Genomic DNA, 18,076 nt, shown 5'->3' on the forward strand with positions numbered 1-18,076 from the left:
TTTTTTAAAAAAATTAGAGTAAAAACCCTTTATTGGCAAGTTTTTTGGTACTTTCCTTTCCGATTTCTAAATTTAATACTGTTTTCTTAGTTTAGAAAATTTTAAAAAATGTCAAAATTAAAAGGAATTATTTTCTTTTAATCGAATTACATATTTATTAAGAAAAGATAGGAGGGATAAATAAGATGAAACGGCAACTACGTATAATAACATTTATTTTTATTCTTTTGCTTCTAGGTTTAACAGGTTGTAGTGATTTCCTTTCAGATATAACTTCTATCACTAAAAAATTTTCTAGTGATCAAAATATAGAATTAAATATAATATTTGGGGTATTACATTTCGCTGATAGTCGTTTCCAATATGCTGCACAATTATATTTTAAAGAAGGTGAAAACATACATTCTGCCACAATTATAGATCCATATGGAACTTCTCATGATTTATATTATGAAAACGGAAGATACCATTGTTGGTGGAATGAAAATAATTTTAAATCAGGTACCTGGAAGTTACAAGTCAAAATAAATGATCAGGTTATAATTAATGAATTCAAAATCGAAAATGATAAGCTTCCTGATAGACCTACACTAATTCATCCAATTAACTTCGAAAAAGTTAACAATACAACCCCTGTTTTTAGATATGAAATTCCAGATAATATAAATAAAGCTTATATTAGAATAGTGGATGAGGAAACAGGCAAAGAATTAGAATGGCTAAAAATTCCTAACCTACAAAATGAATATAAAATTCCAGAAGGGATATTAGAAAACCAAAAACAGTATAAATGGCGGGTTCATACTGTAACAGAGTATAAATGGCCTGTTCATACTATGACAGGTATTGATATATTTATTCATTATGAATGTCTAAGTGATTTTGAAACATTTCAAGTTGAAAAGTAGGAAAAACTTTTGTATGACAATTAAATGCCTGGTAATGTTGAACACTGAATTTTAATTTTAGACATATAATTTATTAGAATTTTCCTCTGAGAGAATTAAAATATTTGTACTACCAGGAAAAAAGCTGGTTAAATTTTCATCTAACTAAACAGAACGAACAAGTTCAAGGAGGGATTTTTTATGAACAAAATTGCTTTTATATTTGCCAATATTCTATTCTTTTTTGGTTTAACAATCATTGTATTGATCAATTTTACACAAAGAATTTTACCTAAAATTGGGTACATGGTTTTTCTAATGACAAAATCCGGTTCATATACAGCTGAAGAATATGTTGTTAGTTTTCCGGTATTAAATTTAATCGCTGTTGTATGTATAGTATTAGGCTTAATGGTTTCCATTATATGCTATTTAAAAGCAACAAAATAATGTTTATAGGTATGAAGATGTATCAGATTATCTTGAGGGTAAACCAGATGAAATTAGCATTTATTAATTCATTAGAAACATAGATTAGAGAAAGGGGCTGTCTCAATAGCCCCTTTTAAAATTTTATTAAAAAGAGGTGGTGTTTGTGCAAATTTTAAAAGAACAACACCTCTTTTTATTGTTTAAGAACAAGGGAGCATTTGCTAGATAAAAATTATAACAGTTCTGATGAATTTAAACAACAAATAATAGAAGAATGTCAATTGGTTGGTAATATTGAATTGGTTACACGTCGCCATGAAATTTCAAAGCAAACTGTTTATAGCTGAATTAAATCCAGTCGACAAAAAGGTTCTGCAGAATCTCTTCCAAAAAACAAAGAAAAATAGTATCTGGAAGTTTTAAAAATATTAGAAAAAGTAAGTACTGAGAATGATATGCCTAAAAGACTTCTTGCTGAGAAAGGAATTAGAGCTAGCAATTCTTAGAGATAAAGTAAACCCTCAATAGCCGAACAAAGAAATGGATAGAACCTGGATATAAGACCAACCTGGTTTTAGGCTTTGTCAGCTCATATTATGAGAACATAGCAAGAAAATCAAAAGAACAGGCTGGTATTAGAAAACCTCAGGAAGACCAATTCCAGGTTATACCTTTACCAGTAAAGGTATAAAAATCTCTGATGAGCAAATTAAGGAATGAGTATGTGAGTTGGTTGCTAGAGATGGGTTTCCTTATGGATATCGTAAACTGACGGTATGTCTTCAGGAAAACTATGATCTTCAAATTAATCATAAAAAGGTTTATAAGCTTTGCAAAGAGTTGAATATCTTAAAACAAAAGCATCCTCTTCGGTTAGCAAAAAGAGAAAAGATATATTCAACAGATCAACTATGGAAAGAAAAAGACATGAAAATATCCGAAATATGGCTCCAGCAAAATTTTATGAAGCATTTAAAAGTAATTCTGCAAAAAAAACTTTGATGGTTTAACATGGTATTAAGTATATGCAGACCAGAAAAAAATTATGGGAAAATTCAAAATAATACTTTACATAGTCAATAAAATATATTATAATAAAACTGTAACTGCAGTTACAAAAAATTACAAAAAAAATATTGGGGTGATAATAATGAGAAAAACTTTAACTATTTCCATTATGGCATTGATGATGGTATTAGTTATGGGGTTTGCTGCTAATGCAGGTACCTGGGAAATTACTTCTCACTACATGTATCATTACACTACTAGTTGGGATGCAGTGCAGTCCTACTACAATTATTCATACACTCAAACAGATTCTATAGACTATACATATACAGATACTAAATATGTTGAAGTTAGTGCTAAAGCTGGTTTGTCTGATGTAGTAGAGGCAGAAGTTGGGTTCACTGCAGGCCAATCTATTACTAAATCTTACAATTTCCATGTAAGCATTGCCCCAAGAACTAAGAGGACTCTATATTGCCGTTGGGTTATAGAGCATCACTATGGTTTGGCAGACTATTATAATGATTGGTGGAATCCATTTGATGGTTCCGATGAGTATAATGTTTACTGGTATGAAGATGTACCAGATTATCTTGAAGGTATGGCAGATGAAATTAGCATCTAAAAAACAAGGTAAGATTTAAGATTAGATTAAATAAGATCAGACCTTTAGGTCTGGTCTTATTAATTTTTTAAAGGAGGAAAACTATGAAAAAATACAAAATAATATTAATACTGATTATATTAATTTTATCTGGAGTTAATTTACAGGCCAAAGAGGTTATTACTTTGAATCTAGATAAGATGGTAAGACAAGTTTTAGAAAATCCCCCAACTTCGTCGCGTTTAAGCATGTTATATTTGGAATTAACAAAACCAAACGAGAATATTACCGGGATGTTGCTTCCAAAAGTAAATTTAAAGGTGAATGAAACAATTGGTGACTTAAATGATTTAAGCTATCAATGTATATTAAGTGGAGATTTATCCGACTTTTTATTAACAAAAAAAAGAATCAAATATCAACAATTGTTATTACAAAAACATTATTTAGACTTGACAAATGCTAAAAAAGAATTAGTATTATCTTTCGTTTATCCATATTTAATGATTGTTGAAGTAGATCAAAATAAAAAAATTCTTGCTAAAATTAAAGATAACAATGAAAAATATTTTAAATTTATTGAAGAAAAAGGCACACTAGGTCAGATAGATCCACTTTTATATAAAATGGCTAAATTAACTAATTATAAATTTAGAAACTTATGCGAAGAACAGGAAAGGGAATACACTTCATTGCAGAAAGAATTGATGTATTTGTTGAACTATGAGGATACTGCCGACCTACAACTTGTCATACTAGAAGACTTATTTAAAGTTCAGAAACAATATGATTTAGAGGGTTACTGGACGCAAAAAGTATTAGACGAAATTGTTGCTAAACATCCAGAAGTTCAAGCTGAAAAAATTGAAATTGAAATTAACAAATTAAGCAAAGAAATAGATGATCTTAACAAAAAGGTACCCGATTTACAATATAACCTTCAGATTTCCTATAATCATCAAACTGGATATATGTGGAACTGGAATGTATCTACAATCTGGGAATGGGATTCTCTGCTAAATGGAACAAGATTGAACCTTTCTGTTAACCAAACTAATCGGCAAATTAATTTCAGTTTAAATGAGCGGCAGGGACATAATTCGGTTAATGTTGATCACAAAAAATTAATTTTAGCTAGTGAAAATAATTTAAAGACGAAAAAATATTTGGTGGAAAATAAATACAGAAAAATTATCAACAATTTAATATCAACAGAAAAAATGTTAGAAATAATAAAGCAAAATAAAGAGATTATAGAAGAACAGTTAAGGCAGGTTGAACAAATGCCAGAGAGTGTTCAAAAATATTTAGATCTTATGGAACTAAATCTAGAGTACGCTACTGTGTGCATTTCATATAATTCGCAATTTCGTAACTACCTTTACTCACAATTTCAGTTAAAATTAGCTTCAGACCAGATTAAGTTCTGGTAAAATTTTCTTGATGTGATTCCTTTGGGATTATCAGTTTATTTATGATGTTTGAATTAAGAAAAATGATTGAATTGATGTTTACATTTCCTCCAATTGTATTTTATAATAGTCCAAATGCTCTTTACCTTAATAAAGAGCTTCAAAAACATTTGGAACATTAAATTTTAATTTTAAACATATAATTTATGGTCAAACTGCAAAAAGCTAATTTTTCGCTTTTTGAGAAATTTTTCGAATCATCTAAAGCTCGATTTCCGCCGAAATAAGGCTTCCTAATCAAAGGGCCCTCCTGGCCCTTGATTAGCTCATCAATCCTCAGATGAAGCCTTATTTCGTCGGAAATCTCGCTAAGATAATTTGACGAAAAATTTCTATGTCGCTCAAAATTAGCTTTTTGCAGTAAAATCATTTATTAGAATTTTCTTCTCGGAGAATTGAAATTTTGGTTTGAAATATTCTACTTCCAGGAAAAAGGCTGGTTAAATTTTCATCTAACTAAACAGAACGAACAAGTTTAAGGAGGAATTTTTTATGAATAAAATTGCTTTTATATTTGCCAATATTCTATTCTTTTTTGGTTTAACAATCATTGTATTGATCAATTTTACACAAAGAATTTTACCTAAAATTGGGTACATGGTTTTTATAATGTCAAAATCTGGTTCATATACTGCTGAAAAATATGTTGTTAGTTTTCCGGTATTAAATTTAATCGCTGTTGTATGTATAGTATTAGGCTTAATGGTTTCCATTATATGCTATTTAAAAGCAACAAAATGATGTTTATAGGTATGAAGATGTATCAGATTATCTTGAGGGTAAAGCAGATGAAGTTAATATTTATTAGAAGCATAGATTAGTAGAGAAAGGGGACTGTCTCAATAGCCCCTTTTAAAATTTTATTAAAAAAATGAAGTAATATCGAACTTTAGATGGTTCGAAAAATTTCACTGTGAAGCGAAAAATTAGCTTTGTGCAGTGCCTGAAGGGCATTTTGTTCTTTTACATAATCAAAACTCTGGCCTTTCTACACAAACTTACAAAATTTACATTGAAAATGACGATGATGTCAAGAATTTTGTGTAAATAAATTCTCAAGACCTATAACGCTCTTTGAAAAGTTAAGGTTAGAAGTTCGTTTTGTTCATTCCACCAACTTTGAGTAATTTTAGGGTAAATTTGTCCCCATTTATTACAAAATTCCTCTAATGCCTTTCTGACATATTCCATGTCAGGAGCAGTATAAATGGTTTTTAAATCTTCTGTTATCTCGTTTACATGCTTTTTACGTACTTTAGTTATAGTGTTTCTAACCTTATGCACAATACACCGTTGTACGTCAGCTTTTCTTCTAAAGCAACATCTGTTAAATTGCTGACAGAGGATGCGCTATATTTGGTACCGTACATTTTTTCAATAGTTTCAGCAATATCTCTAGTACTGAGACCTTTGGCATACATGTTAATAATCATTTCTTCCAACTAGTTATCATAACACTGATAAGGTTCAAAAAGAACAGTTTTAAATTCACCATTTCGATCTCGTGGTACCTTTAAATCCTGAATATTAACATATTTAGTTTTAAGGCTGCGAGTATAATAACCATTGCGACTATTACCTGAATTTTTATCTTTAGGGTCATATTTTTCATAATTTAAAAACTCAGTCAGTTCAGCCTTGAGGAGTTTTTGAATAAATTCTTTAATCAAATCAGTTAATAAACTATCTAAATTTACTTGACCTGCCAATAACTTTTGAAGTATATTATTCATAAGTGGAATCCTACTTTAGGTTGAAATTTTTGTTTGGCAAACAATTACTTCAACTTTCCAAAGAGGATTCCTTTTTTATTTATGTGAGATCTCACAAAGGTCATTTACACAAAATATTATACACTACTTATTCATTTAATTTTGTATCTTAATATTTTGCAAATAACATAATAAACATTGACATACTAAATATATATCTATATTCTATATAATGTTATTACAATTATGATTCGACATACTTTAATTTCGGACAATTTAGTTCCGCAATCTTTATGCTAAAACAAAGGACTTACAATTAAGAGATAATATGTAAGTCCTTTGTTTTTTACTTTTATAGCCTATCAACCTTACTACTTACTACTTAACCCTTAATATTGTATATAAAATATATGTTTATAGTAAAATTAAAGTTTTGTTGTATTTTTCAATGTTTTAAAACAATTTTAGAGCGACAAAATTAAAAATCAAACTTAAGCCTTAGTCTTTCAATACTTAATCCTGTTATTTAAAAAAATTCTTGACTTTAAATTAAAAATTTGTATAATACATTATATCCAAGAGATGTACTATTGATTAGAATACCTTTTTATTATTCATTTGTTGGAGTTTTAATTCTAATTGTTTTGTTTTTAATTTTTCAATTTCTAACTTAAATGCCTTATTATGTACATCTTGGATAATAATGATATATCAAAACACAAAAATACTCACCTCTACATTCATTCTTTTGAAATGTCAAATAAACAACGTAAACATGAAGGCTTATATGCAAAAGAAGCAGTTGTTTAAAAACTGCTTCTTTTTTGTTGTTTTTTTAATATATTCAATTGATTTTTTATTATGTTTTCTCAAAATTACAAAAGAAAAGAACTTGAAAATATATTTTTTAAAACTTCTTTAAATATTTTTTAATTAATGTCTTTTTCATAAGTTTTTGTTTTTATTTTTTTAAACAACATAAAACAAGAAGTTTCCTACTTACTTTATTGAAGTGGAAACTTCTTGTTTCTTATTATTAAATACTAAATTTACTTACAGTTTTCATTAAGCCTTCTGCTACTGAACTTAAGTTTTGAGCTGTGGATGCCACCTCTTCTGATGATGCAGTAAGTTCCTCGGAAGATGCTGCTACTTCTTCTGTGGCTGCTGAATTTTCTTCTGCTACAGCACTTGCACTTTCTACTTTTTCTATTACAATATCTTTTTTATCTACAATTCCTTGCATAGCCTTATATGTTTCTTCCATGTAAGGAGCGATTTTTTCTATAGATTCTAATATGTCATCAAAGGATTTTAATGTTTTGCTTAAAATATCTACTTGTTCATTTACAAGACTTTTGACATCATTTGATGTACGGATGACTTCATCTGTATCTTTTGCAGTAGATGATACCAAATGTGCAATTTTTTCCGTAGACTGCTTTGATTCTTCAGCAAGTTTTCTTATTTCTTCTGCTACTACTGCAAAGCCCCTACCATGTTCTCCTGCCCTTGCTGCCTCGATGGCTGCATTCAGTGCAAGAAGGTTAGTTTGTTCTGATATGGCTGATATAATTTCTGTTATACCACCTATTTCTTTTACAGAATTTGTTAGCATTTCTACTCTTTCAACTACTATTTCAAAGGCTTTTCTTATATCTTCTATAGATTTTTCCAGTTTGTCTATTTCTTTTTTGCCTATATCAGCTCTAGATGCAGTGTTTTTGGTTTCATCTGATACATTTTTTAAAGTTTCATATGCATATTCAATGCTACTTGTTACATCTTTCATTGCATTGGCTATATCTGTTAAATCTTGTGCCTGACTATTTGATCCTTCTGCTACATGCTGCATAGTTGATGCCAATTCCTGTAAAGATGCCGACATTTCTTCTGATGCAGCAGAAAGACTTTCTGATTGTGATGATAAATTGTCTGCATTTTCTTTGATTTCACCAACAATTTCCTTTTGTGATAAAACCAATTTTTTAAAGCTTTCTTGTATTTTTCCTATTTCATCACTTGATGTAATATCTATGTCTATATTTAGATTACCATTTGCAACTTCTTGCATAATTTCTGACAATTCGTTAAGTGGATTAAGTTTTCTATTAAGGAACCATATAATAAGTGCAGAACCAACTATTAGATTTATTATTGATATTGTAAGTACGATATTAAGAACTTTTCTTGCTGGTCTATAAAAGTCTTCATCATAAGCACCAACATTTATAAACCAATCCCAAGGGGCAAAATAAGCAACAGCATTAGTTTTTGGACGCATCTCTTTCTCACCGGGATTTTGCCAATAAAAATGTATAATACCATTATTTTTAGGATTTTTACCTTCTTCAATTATAAGATTAACTATATTGTTGCCTTTTGGATCAACTATTTTAGATATATCTTCTCCTTCTTTATATGGATGCATCATTTCTACTCCTTGGCTATTTATAGCATACATATAAGCCCCTATATTTAATTCTAATTTATCATTTTGACCTCTAGTTTTTCCGTCTTCCTTTTTAGGGTTTAACATCTTAGATTTAAATATTTCTTGTGCTTCTTCTCTTGTTATTTTTCCCTCTTGGACTTGTTTTTCTAATGCTTCCATGAAAGCAATACCCATGTTTATTTTATTTTTTAATGCTGTTTCTCCTAAATTTGAAAATGCTTTTTTAGATACTCTGTAAGTAGCAAAACCTAAAATAGACATACTAATTAAAATTACTGCAACGAACATGAAAACTAATGTTGTTTTAATACTTTTTGCACCTATTATTTTTCTTAGTTTTTTCATTATCCATATCCTCCCTACACATTTTTAGTCTTTTGAATTTTTATTTTAAATGTTTTATAATAAAAATCATTTGTTAAATTTGATTTATCTCCCTTTTTTTCTTAGTAGTGTATAATATTTTGTGTAAATGACTTTTGTGAGATCTCACATTTGTGAGATCTCACATAAATAAAAAAGAGAATCCTCTTTGAAAGGTTGAAGTAATTGTTTGCCAAACAAAAATTTCAACCTAAAGTAGGATTCCACTTATGAATAGTATACTTCAAAAGTTATTGGCAGGTCAAGTAAATTTAGATAGTTTATTAACTGATTTGATTAAAGAATTTATTCAAAAACTCCTCAAGGCTGAACTAACTGAGTTTTTAAATTATGAAAAATATGACCCTAAAGGTAAAAATTCAGGTAATAGTCGCAATGGTTATTATACTCGCAACCTTAAAACTAAATATGGTAATATTCAGGATTTAAAGGTGCCACGGAATCGAAATGGTGAATTTAACTGGAAAGGGAAAATAACTTAACTTTTCCTGAGAAAACGATATCTTAAATTTAGGAAGAAACCATCTTCAAAAGATTCTTCTACATCCCTGAAAAAGGTAGGTTTTTTTAATTTCTAAAACTTTTTAAAAGGTTTTTAATCAATGTTCCTCCAAAAGTTTCAGTGATGCTTCACCTTCCTCAGCTTTACACCACCATCACCGGAGGTATAATTGTTCTAATAATTCTAAAACTGTTAGAAACCCCCTTGAAAACAAAGTTTTTTAAATAAACCTAAACCCTTATTTATAATTCAAAAACGGCATATTAAAAAACTGCCTTTTATTTTTTTGGAAACTTTTCGTTTTTGGTATAATAAAAATGGAGCAAATGACAACATAAAGCTTTTATACATTATCGTAAAACACATAAAATGGGTTTCTGAATTATGTAAGATCCTTATTTAATAAAAACTTACTGCGTAATATTATGTAAGCTTTTTCTTGCCAGTAAAAATGCTACAAAAACAAATAATATATAAGCCATACCTTTTATTATCAAATAATCACCTCTAATTCCCAATAAAAAAATCTACTTACAGTCGAAATAAGGTCTCATCTGAGGATTGATGAGCTAATCAAAGGCCAGGAGGACCCTTTGAGTCAGGAAGCCTTATTTCGGCGAAAATCGAGCTTTAGATGATTCGAAAAATTTCTCAAAAAGCGAAAAATTAGCTTTTTGCAGTTTAATTACTAAAATATTTAAGCAAAGCATTTAAAATTCTCTTTGACGCCTGACCATCACCATAAGGGTTAACTGCATTGGCCATTTTTTCATAAGTTTCTTTATCTGTCAATAATTGATTGATCATCTGTACAATAACTTCTTTTTTTACTCCCACAACTTTTACCGTACCGGCCTTAACAGCTTCCGGTCTTTCTGTCTCAGTTCGCAGTACCAGGACCGGTTTCCCCAGAGATGGAGCTTCTTCCTGAATTCCTCCAGAATCAGTCATGACCAGATAGCATTTATTAATTAAATTTACAAATGGCTCATAATCAAGAGGCTCAATTAGATATATCCGACCTACATTTCCCAATCTTTCCTTTGCCAGTTCTCTTATCTTTGGATTACGATGCATCGGGAAAATCACTTCTACATCCTGATTATGCAGAACAATCTCTTTTACTGCTTCAAATATATTTACCATTGGCTGGCCCCAATTTTCTCTCCGGTGGGTCGTTAACAAAATCACCTTTTTATTTTCAAAATCAATACCATCCAAAATTTTATCATTAAACTTATATTCTTTTTTGACCACATATAAAAGGGCATCAATTACTGTATTTCCCGTTACAATAATCCTTTTCTCCTCAACTCCTTCCCGCAAAAGATTTTCTTTATTTCCCACGGTCGGTGCAAAATGGAGATTTGCAATTGTCCCCGTTAATTTTCGGTTCATCTCCTCTGGATAAGGTGAGTAAATATTTCCACTTCTAAGACCAGCTTCTACATGTCCTACCTGTACTTTGTTATAAAAAGCCGCTAAAGCTGCAGCAAAAGTAGTGGTAGTATCACCGTGTACCAATACCATATCTGGCCTTTCTTTTTTAATAACCTTATCCACTCCGCTTATCACTCTATTAGTTATATCAACAATGGTCTGCCCATGCTCCATTATATTTAAATCATAATCTGGAATAATATTAAATAGATTTAATACCATATCTAGCATCTCTCTATGTTGTGCAGTTACACAGACAATTGGTTGAATCAGATCATTTTTCTCCAATTCTTTAATTAGTGGTGCCATCTTGATTGCTTCCGGTCGTGTTCCAAAAACAGTCATTACCTTTATCAATTTTGTCCCCTCCAAATCTTATTAAACTGCAAAAAGCTAATTTTGAGCGACATAGAATTTTTTCGCTAAACCATCTTAGCAAGATTGAAGTCGAAATAAGGCCTCATCACAGTATCTGATAAACCAATCCATGGGTCGAAGACCCATGGATTGCCCTGAAATCGAGCTTTAGATGATTCGAAAAATTTCTCAAAAAGCGAAAAATTAGCTTTTTGCAGTTTAATCATTAAACTTAATTTTCTTCATTCGACTCAGCAGATTCATCTTCTTTCTCATTATCAATAGTAAACTCTAACTGAACCTGGCCAACTGCTTCAAAACCTTCATCTTCACCCTCCAGGACAAGGGTAAATTCATCACAATTCAACTTTTCTTCATCTTTTCCGATAACCTCTACATTCTCACGGGCTATAACCAATTTTTCATCTCCCTTATATTCTAAAAACTCAGATTTAATGGTCCGATCTTCAACTTCCATAATCACCTTTTTGGTGGCTATGAAATGATCCTTCTCACCACTTTGAAACTCAACATGACCTGCCCGAATTTCAATTACATCATTTTCTTTATCTTTATTATCTTTCTTTTTCGAAGCGCGGACATAATAGATATACACATCACCATCAATAATAAATTCTTCTTTTTTCAAATCAACAATCATCTCTTGACCGGTAAGTCGGGTCTCCCCCTGATAGACAACCACATTTCCCCTCAAGACAGCCCTATCCTCTTTTTGATAATATTTGATCAAATCAGCCTTAATAACATAATCTTTATACTCAATTTTGGAATTACCCTGAAAAAGAAAATATTCCTGATCTTTAAAATACTTTACTTTTTCAGCCTGAATCTGACCCTTTGAAGCAGCTTCTACCCATAAAGCTTCATTAAAAATCAAAAGACCTATCCAGAAAAGAATAATTATTTTCAATAATTTATTTTTTCTTTCCACCATTAGCACCTCCATCATCTCTTTCATCCCCATCCTCAATAATAAACTCTACTTTAACATCTCCCGAAAAATCATAAATATCATTATCCACATCTACCAGCATTTTTTTAGCATGCAAGATTAGATCATTTGTTTTAACCTCTACTACTCCACTACTCAATTCACGCTTTTTGTGATCATATTTCATTTCATCTGTCCTTATAGATTCTCCATCAGTAGTTGTAACCAATACATTATGGGTTAAAGTAAAATTTTCTGTTAAACGGTCATATTCTCCACCATCAGCAGAAAGAAAATATTTGGGTTTGCCATCTTCATAAAGTTCCCCATGGTCTAAACCTTTTAAAATTGTTTTATTTTTACCATAATCCGCAATAGAATTTACCTTCAACATCCATTGTTTTTCTCCATCTTTGTGCCCGACAATTATAACATCTGATAACTCATACTGTTCTTTATATTCATCAGAACCGATAAACTCTTCCTGATCTTTAAAGGCCAGAGGAAGCAAAAATAATAATATTAGTAAAATAACTGTGCCGATAGCGGAGATTTTATTGACCAATTGACATCCCTCCTAGATTTATATCAAAGAGCACCGGTTCCTCTTCATTTGAACCCAATCTAAACTTTTGGTTTGGAAATGCTTTAATTGAATAATTAAACCAGATCTCTTTTTTGACAGCATCATAACTCATACTGATCTCCCGACAGTGTAGATCACGGATAATTTCAATTTTTCCTTTGTTTTTGGGATTATCCGGGTCAAAACCTTTTTTGGGATCAAACGAGGCATTTAGATTAATATGCCAATCTTTATTAACCTGCCAATCTAATTCAGTCTCAAATTTTTTAAACTCCCATCCTTCAGGATTTACTCTGGTATCAAGACTAAAAGTAAAGTTAGAGTAATTTATTTTAACATTTCCTGTTAGATCAGAAAACTTTTTCTGTTCAATATTATATGGAACAATAAGTTGGATGCTATTCTTTTCATTCCATCTATACCCTAAAGAATTGTTTAAGAGACTAAACCTTTTGGTAATCAGGTTATATCCTGTATAAGTGGTGATATTAAGACCATATTTATTATAACTTAATCTTCCACTCACTAGTTTACTGAGTTTATTAGTTTGTCTGTCAAAGTAGAAAGGACTCTCACCTTCTCCATTACGGTAAGAATATTTTATACTGGTACTAAAACCATATATCGGTCTTGTCTTAATTTCTACAGCCGGATTATATTGATAAACCACATCCCGGGTAGAATAATGCTTAACCATGCCTGTCCCGGTTAATACTAAAATGAATGGATCAATTAATTTTAAATCTTTTCTAAAATCCAGTCTATTGACCAATCGATAAGCATCAGTTTGAGAACGATTTTCTATATATCTTCCAGCCTGAATAGTATAAGTAAAAGGAGAAATAAAGGGTTTTAAGTCAGTTTGTAGTGCATTAAAGTTCAGTTTCATTTCCAACTCAGGTAAAATATAAAAATTTAGGTTTGGATTTTTGTTACCTTTCTTTTTGGTCAAAAATGTCCAATTTAAGAAAGATTTATTCTGATATACTTTTAAATATCCACTCCAGTAATTATCAGTCGGTTCATGAAAATAGCGATCATCAGTTAATTCTCCCATAACGTTGATATCAGAAATTTTCAATTTAGTTTTAACGGTATTTTTTAAAATATATGTTCCATATTCACTAATATCCTGATAACTTCCTGTAAATTTACTATTCCAACTAAAAGTATTACCCTTTTTTGTATAACTTACAGAATTGGTATTAGTCATCAAATCACGAATTCCATAGCGATTTAAAGCTGTGTTAGTAGCAAATCTTAAGCCTTCATAGGTATAGTTATGCGAATGTTTGAAAACAAGGTAAGGAACGGTTTTTCTCTCATCCTGTCTTTGCAGATAAAGATAGACAGACCCTTTATTATTCTTTTCATCAACATAAAAATGTTTAAAACCTCCAGCTAATCCCAATTTCTGATAATAATCAAGATAAAGTTCTCCATGTCCAGTCCCCTTATTATAATAATTGTAAGCCGTCTTTAAAAACCACCCAGTCAATTTGCTATAACCCATCTTATAAGTAAATCTCTGGTCTTTTTCTTTTAAGCTAATGGAATAATAGGGCCAATAGAAAAGAGGTATTTTCCCATTAAATTCCCAAAAAGTTACATGATATAACTTGATCTCATCTCCGGGATAAATTTTCATTTTTCCCGCCTTGAAAAAATAATGGGGTTCATCAAGTTCACAGGAAGTCAGACTCCCAGGAGTAACTTCAATTAAATCAGGAGAATATTTAGCTTCTTTACCATATAAGTAAATTTTTTCTTTTGAATCCTTTAATTTACTTTCGCCCTGAAGTTCTAACACAACACCTGTCTTGCTTTTCAGATGATAGGTTAACTCTTTACCGAAATAGGTGTCTTTATCTTTGATTATCGTAACTCCACCTAATGCTTTAAACTCTATTACCTGACCATCCCGGAAAGTAGCCAGAATCTCATCTGCTTTAATGGTAATATCTTTGGTGATAATCTGAGCATCTCCGGTAATAATCAATTGATCTTCACTCATCAAATATTTTATTTTTTCACCCAATACCTTTACCTTCTCCTCTGCTAGAGATGGTGTAATCATACAAAAAAGAGTAATATTGATAATTATAAAAAACATTAGTCTTTTCAATTTACCCACCACTTCCCATCAACTTTCCAAAAAATTTTGCTTAAGATATTAAACTGCAAAATGCTAATTTTGAGCAACATAGAAATTTTTCACCAAATCATCTTAGCGAGATTTCCGACGAAATAAGGCCTCATCTGAGGATTGATGAGCTAGTTCTAAGGGCCAGGAGGGCCCTTTGATTAGGAAGCCTTATTTCAGCGGAAATCGAGCTTTAGATGATTCGAAAAATTTCTCAAGAAGCGAAAAATTAGCTTTTTGCAGTTTAATCATATATAAAAAAATTCTCGATAGGACTACTTAACTCCTTCAGAAAGAAGTAATATTAAACAGGAATTTTACAACAAATCGACAATAATATTTAATAAGAGAAATGTTCAGACCCTAAATTTATTTTAATAGGAGTGTGATATTGTGAATAATAAACTGGTAGTAATTAGTTTGATTCTTCTGATACTATTCCTCACCGGCTGTCACCATTCAAATATAACATATATTGACGGTAAGGTAGTAGATCAGAATTATCAACCGATTGAGGGAATACGTGTTAAATATGAAGGTTCAGTGGTAGAAACCAATTCCTGGGGAAGATTCGGCTTCTCACTCTTTGTTGACCAGCCTGAATTTATTGAAATCACTTTTGACGGAACCCACCTTGGTTTCGGAAAAATGACCAGGACAGTACAAGTCTGTCCAAACACTAATTATTCAATGGGGACTATAAAAATGGAAAGAAACCTGGCCCTTGTCTATGGAACGGTGACCTACCCCCATCCGGACACTATCTATGCTAATACACTGAATACTGAAAGGATAGAACTACCTGCTATAGATGGGCCAGCCTACGTAGATGGAGAAATCATTGTCAAGTTCAAAGACATTATCCAGACCCAGTCAGTAAAAACACTCTCTACCGAAATAGGAATTGAAATTTTATCAAAATCTTCAAATGGACAATTTATCAATATAAAGACATCAGATGATATTATAGAAACCATTCAGGCCTTAGAAAAAAGACCAGATGTTGAATATGCAGAACCTAACTATTATCTCTATCCCTTAAGCAATTCTAAAATAAACAGTTTAAGCTATGAACGCGATTATGACCAACAATGGAACTTGCAGGCAATCAACATTGAAAATGCTTTAAAAGAAGTTCCCAATAGTTCCGATATTATCGTAGCAGTATTGGATACAGGGATCAAAAAAGGAGTTCCCGATCTGGATTCCAATATTCTCTGGGATTTAGGATATGACTTTGTTGAAGATGATAATGATCCGGGTGTCTTCTGGAATTCCCATGGTACACGGGTGGCATATATCATAAATTCAGTTACCGGTAACTCAGTAAGTATTTTGCCCATTAGAATTTTAAGATCAGCCACCAATGATACTGCCTGGGGAACAACCTGGGAGTTGATTGAAGGTCTCGAATATGCCATTCAAATAGCTGATGTAATCAATTTAAGTGTTGCCATAAAAACACCTTATGGAGATATCCAATCTGTAAGTGATATAATAAAAGAAGCTGAAGAGGCAGGTGTACTAATCATTGCTGCTGCCGGGAATGATGGTTATAGTTCACCAGCCTACCCTGCATCCGATTCAAGGGTACTTTCTGTAGGTGCTGTAGGCCCTTCCTTACAACCTGCTTCTTATACAAATAGGGGTGTGGATATTTATGCACCGGGTGGAGATTATAATCTTTACCCTATCGGAAAGGAAAATACCATCTGGGTAGGAGATGGCTGGGCTGAGGGAACATCCCTTGCTAGTGCCCATGTAGCCGGAGTTGCAGCCATGATTCTAGCAAAGGAAGATCTGACACCATCCGAACTACGTTCGCGCCTCCGGAATACATCCCTGAAATTAGCTTATGATGATGGCGCCGGTCTGGTTGATGCATACCGGGCTGTTACAGGCATAGAGCACGGGCGAATCTTTGTCTTTGTTGGAAAAAAAGATTATTGGTGGGATGAAATATCTTATAATACTGAAGAATCAACCTATACTTACGCAAAAGAGATAAATGGATATTGGGAAAATTACTTTGAAATAACCACAGTTGAACCCGGTGACCGTTGGATTTATGCCTGGATTGATAGAGATGCAAACAAAACACTTAATAATGGTGACTACTTCGCAGAAAAATGGATACCTGATCTTAAACCCGGCGAAGCAAGAAGAGTAGATTTAGTTTTAGAATATTATTATGATTAGAATTTTAGATGATTCGAAAAATTTCTATGTCGCTCGAAATTAGCTTTTTGCAGCTTAATCCTTTATAAATTTTTGAAAGGAGTGCTTTAATTATGAAAAAAAATAAAATTATATTACTTGCTTTTTTAACCATTACTATCATCTTTTCGAGCCTGGCTTTAGCTTATCATCATCAATACTTAGATCAGATTGGTGTGGATTTCGATATTTCTCCTGATAGTGATAAGGATATGAACTACTTACCCCTACAACCAATCGCCTACTACTATAATTTCTCCCTCTCTTATGATGAAAAAGAAATTCACGGATATTGGAAAAATATAGACTTTAAATTAAAGATCGGCAGCCGCGTAGCTGAAGTTAAAGGGAGACGGGAAATTTATGATGATCCGGTTATAATGGTTAATGGTCATATCCTGGTTCCCCGTGTTTTTCTAGAAGACCTACTCAACATAGACTTTAAATGGCGCAAACCCAGTTCTAAGTTCATCATCCGAAAGAAAAGTTATCCTGATGATATCAAGATTTATCTGTACACCAATAAAGAAAGATATGAATTTGGTGAACAGATTGTTGTAACCATGATCATTAAAAATACCGGTAATTCCAGATTAAGAATTCCTTTAAGTTCAAGCCAGATTTATGACCTCTATCTCTTTTATAAAGATCGTGAAATCTGGCGCTGGAGTAGAGATAAAATGTTCACATCAGCAATCACTTACTTTGAACTTGAACCCTATGAATCCAAAGTCTATACCATTACTCTACCGCGTGAACTGATTCTGACCCCAGCCCAATATCAACTCCAGGGTACTTTTACCTCCAACCCTGAGATAAAATCTGACATCTACTTCTTCACTGTGGTAGACTAATTATGAACAAAATAACCTTTGGACATTCTACATTTGGTCTGTAACCTTATTTTACTGCAAGGAGCCAATTT

At 31.7% G+C, this 18,076-nt stretch carries 13 protein-coding genes and 2 pseudogenes; 9 read left to right on the forward strand and 6 right to left on the reverse strand.

Annotated features, from left to right (window positions below; genetic code table 11):
• Positions 1 to 185 precede the first annotated feature (185 nt).
• The 6 genes from BBF96_RS11575 to BBF96_RS11600 all read left to right on the forward strand — a co-directional run bounded on the left by BBF96_RS11575 (position 186) and on the right by BBF96_RS11600 (position 5,144).
• Positions 186 to 908: a hypothetical protein gene (locus BBF96_RS11575; protein WP_127017304.1), complete on the forward strand. Its 723-nt coding sequence runs from the start codon at positions 186 to 188 to the stop codon at positions 906 to 908.
• Between the two features lie 180 nt (positions 909 to 1,088).
• A complete protein-coding gene (locus tag BBF96_RS11580; RefSeq protein WP_127017305.1) occupies positions 1,089 to 1,337 on the forward strand; it encodes a hypothetical protein in 249 nt (82 codons plus the stop codon).
• 711 nt (positions 1,338 to 2,048) lie between these two features.
• Positions 2,049 to 2,321, forward strand: a complete 273-nt coding sequence (locus tag BBF96_RS11585) for an IS3 family transposase (RefSeq protein ID WP_127017306.1) — start codon at positions 2,049 to 2,051, stop codon at positions 2,319 to 2,321.
• Between the two features lie 139 nt (positions 2,322 to 2,460).
• Complete coding sequence (locus BBF96_RS11590) at positions 2,461 to 2,952, forward strand: hypothetical protein (RefSeq protein ID WP_127017307.1); 492 nt, start codon at positions 2,461 to 2,463, stop codon at positions 2,950 to 2,952.
• Between the two features lie 83 nt (positions 2,953 to 3,035).
• Entirely contained in the window at positions 3,036 to 4,364 is a 1,329-nt protein-coding gene (locus BBF96_RS11595; RefSeq protein WP_127017308.1) for a hypothetical protein, read from the forward strand.
• A 531-nt stretch (positions 4,365 to 4,895) separates the two neighbouring features.
• Entirely contained in the window at positions 4,896 to 5,144 is a 249-nt protein-coding gene (locus BBF96_RS11600) for a hypothetical protein (RefSeq protein WP_127017309.1), read from the forward strand.
• A 345-nt stretch (positions 5,145 to 5,489) separates the two neighbouring features.
• Here the strand turns inward: BBF96_RS11600 and BBF96_RS17485 are convergent.
• A pseudogene (locus BBF96_RS17485) lies at positions 5,490 to 6,136 on the reverse strand (transposase); the annotation flags it as partial.
• Positions 6,137 to 7,151: 1,015 nt separating this feature from the next.
• On the reverse strand, positions 7,152 to 8,915 hold the full coding sequence (locus BBF96_RS11620; RefSeq protein ID WP_127017312.1) for a methyl-accepting chemotaxis protein: 1,764 nt from the start codon (positions 8,913 to 8,915) through the stop codon (positions 7,152 to 7,154).
• Between the two features lie 248 nt (positions 8,916 to 9,163).
• Here BBF96_RS11620 and BBF96_RS17160 point away from each other — a divergent pair.
• Positions 9,164 to 9,415 (forward strand): annotated as a pseudogene (locus tag BBF96_RS17160) (transposase); the annotation flags it as partial.
• 722 nt (positions 9,416 to 10,137) lie between these two features.
• On the opposite strand, the gene wecB reads toward BBF96_RS17160, so the two are convergent.
• The 4 genes from wecB to BBF96_RS11645 form a co-directional block, all read right to left on the reverse strand.
• Positions 10,138 to 11,241, reverse strand: coding sequence for a non-hydrolyzing UDP-N-acetylglucosamine 2-epimerase (wecB, locus tag BBF96_RS11630; protein WP_127018254.1), 1,104 nt, complete (start codon positions 11,239 to 11,241; stop codon positions 10,138 to 10,140).
• A gap of 244 nt (positions 11,242 to 11,485) precedes the next feature.
• Positions 11,486 to 12,205: an LptA/OstA family protein gene (locus BBF96_RS11635; RefSeq protein ID WP_164731033.1), complete on the reverse strand. Its 720-nt coding sequence runs from the start codon at positions 12,203 to 12,205 to the stop codon at positions 11,486 to 11,488.
• A complete protein-coding gene (lptC, locus tag BBF96_RS11640) occupies positions 12,189 to 12,770 on the reverse strand; it encodes an LPS export ABC transporter periplasmic protein LptC (protein WP_127017315.1) in 582 nt (193 codons plus the stop codon). The genes BBF96_RS11635 and lptC overlap by 17 nt, the downstream gene beginning before the upstream one ends.
• Positions 12,760 to 14,925, reverse strand: coding sequence for an LPS-assembly protein LptD (locus BBF96_RS11645; RefSeq protein WP_127017316.1), 2,166 nt, complete (start codon positions 14,923 to 14,925; stop codon positions 12,760 to 12,762). Before BBF96_RS11645 ends, lptC begins: the two co-directional genes overlap by 11 nt.
• A 402-nt stretch (positions 14,926 to 15,327) precedes the next feature.
• On the opposite strand from BBF96_RS11645, the gene BBF96_RS11650 reads away from it, so the two are divergent.
• Both BBF96_RS11650 and BBF96_RS11655 read left to right on the forward strand, forming a co-directional pair.
• A complete protein-coding gene (locus BBF96_RS11650) occupies positions 15,328 to 17,133 on the forward strand; it encodes a S8 family peptidase (protein ID WP_127017317.1) in 1,806 nt (601 codons plus the stop codon).
• 92 nt (positions 17,134 to 17,225) lie between these two features.
• Positions 17,226 to 18,005, forward strand: coding sequence for a BsuPI-related putative proteinase inhibitor (locus BBF96_RS11655; RefSeq protein WP_127017318.1), 780 nt, complete (start codon positions 17,226 to 17,228; stop codon positions 18,003 to 18,005).
• Positions 18,006 to 18,076: the final 71 nt, after the last annotated feature.

This window comes from Anoxybacter fermentans, assembly GCF_003991135.1.
In the GTDB taxonomy this organism is placed as follows: domain Bacteria; phylum Bacillota; class Halanaerobiia; order DY22613; family DY22613; genus Anoxybacter; species Anoxybacter fermentans.

Excerpts from the sequence above, each read along its gene's own strand:
- BBF96_RS11620 (WP_127017312.1), bottom strand. The coding sequence starts at position 8,915 with ATGAAAAAACTAAGAAAAATAATAGGTGCAAAAAGTATTAAAACAACA.
- BBF96_RS11595 (WP_127017308.1), top strand. The coding sequence starts at position 3,036 with ATGAAAAAATACAAAATAATATTAATACTGATTATATTAATTTTATCT.
- BBF96_RS11580 (WP_127017305.1), top strand. The coding sequence starts at position 1,089 with ATGAACAAAATTGCTTTTATATTTGCCAATATTCTATTCTTTTTTGGT.
- BBF96_RS11575 (WP_127017304.1), top strand. The coding sequence starts at position 186 with ATGAAACGGCAACTACGTATAATAACATTTATTTTTATTCTTTTGCTT.
- BBF96_RS11655 (WP_127017318.1), top strand. The coding sequence starts at position 17,226 with ATGAAAAAAAATAAAATTATATTACTTGCTTTTTTAACCATTACTATC.
- BBF96_RS11600 (WP_127017309.1), top strand. The coding sequence starts at position 4,896 with ATGAATAAAATTGCTTTTATATTTGCCAATATTCTATTCTTTTTTGGT.
- wecB (WP_127018254.1), bottom strand. The coding sequence starts at position 11,241 with ATGACTGTTTTTGGAACACGACCGGAAGCAATCAAGATGGCACCACTA.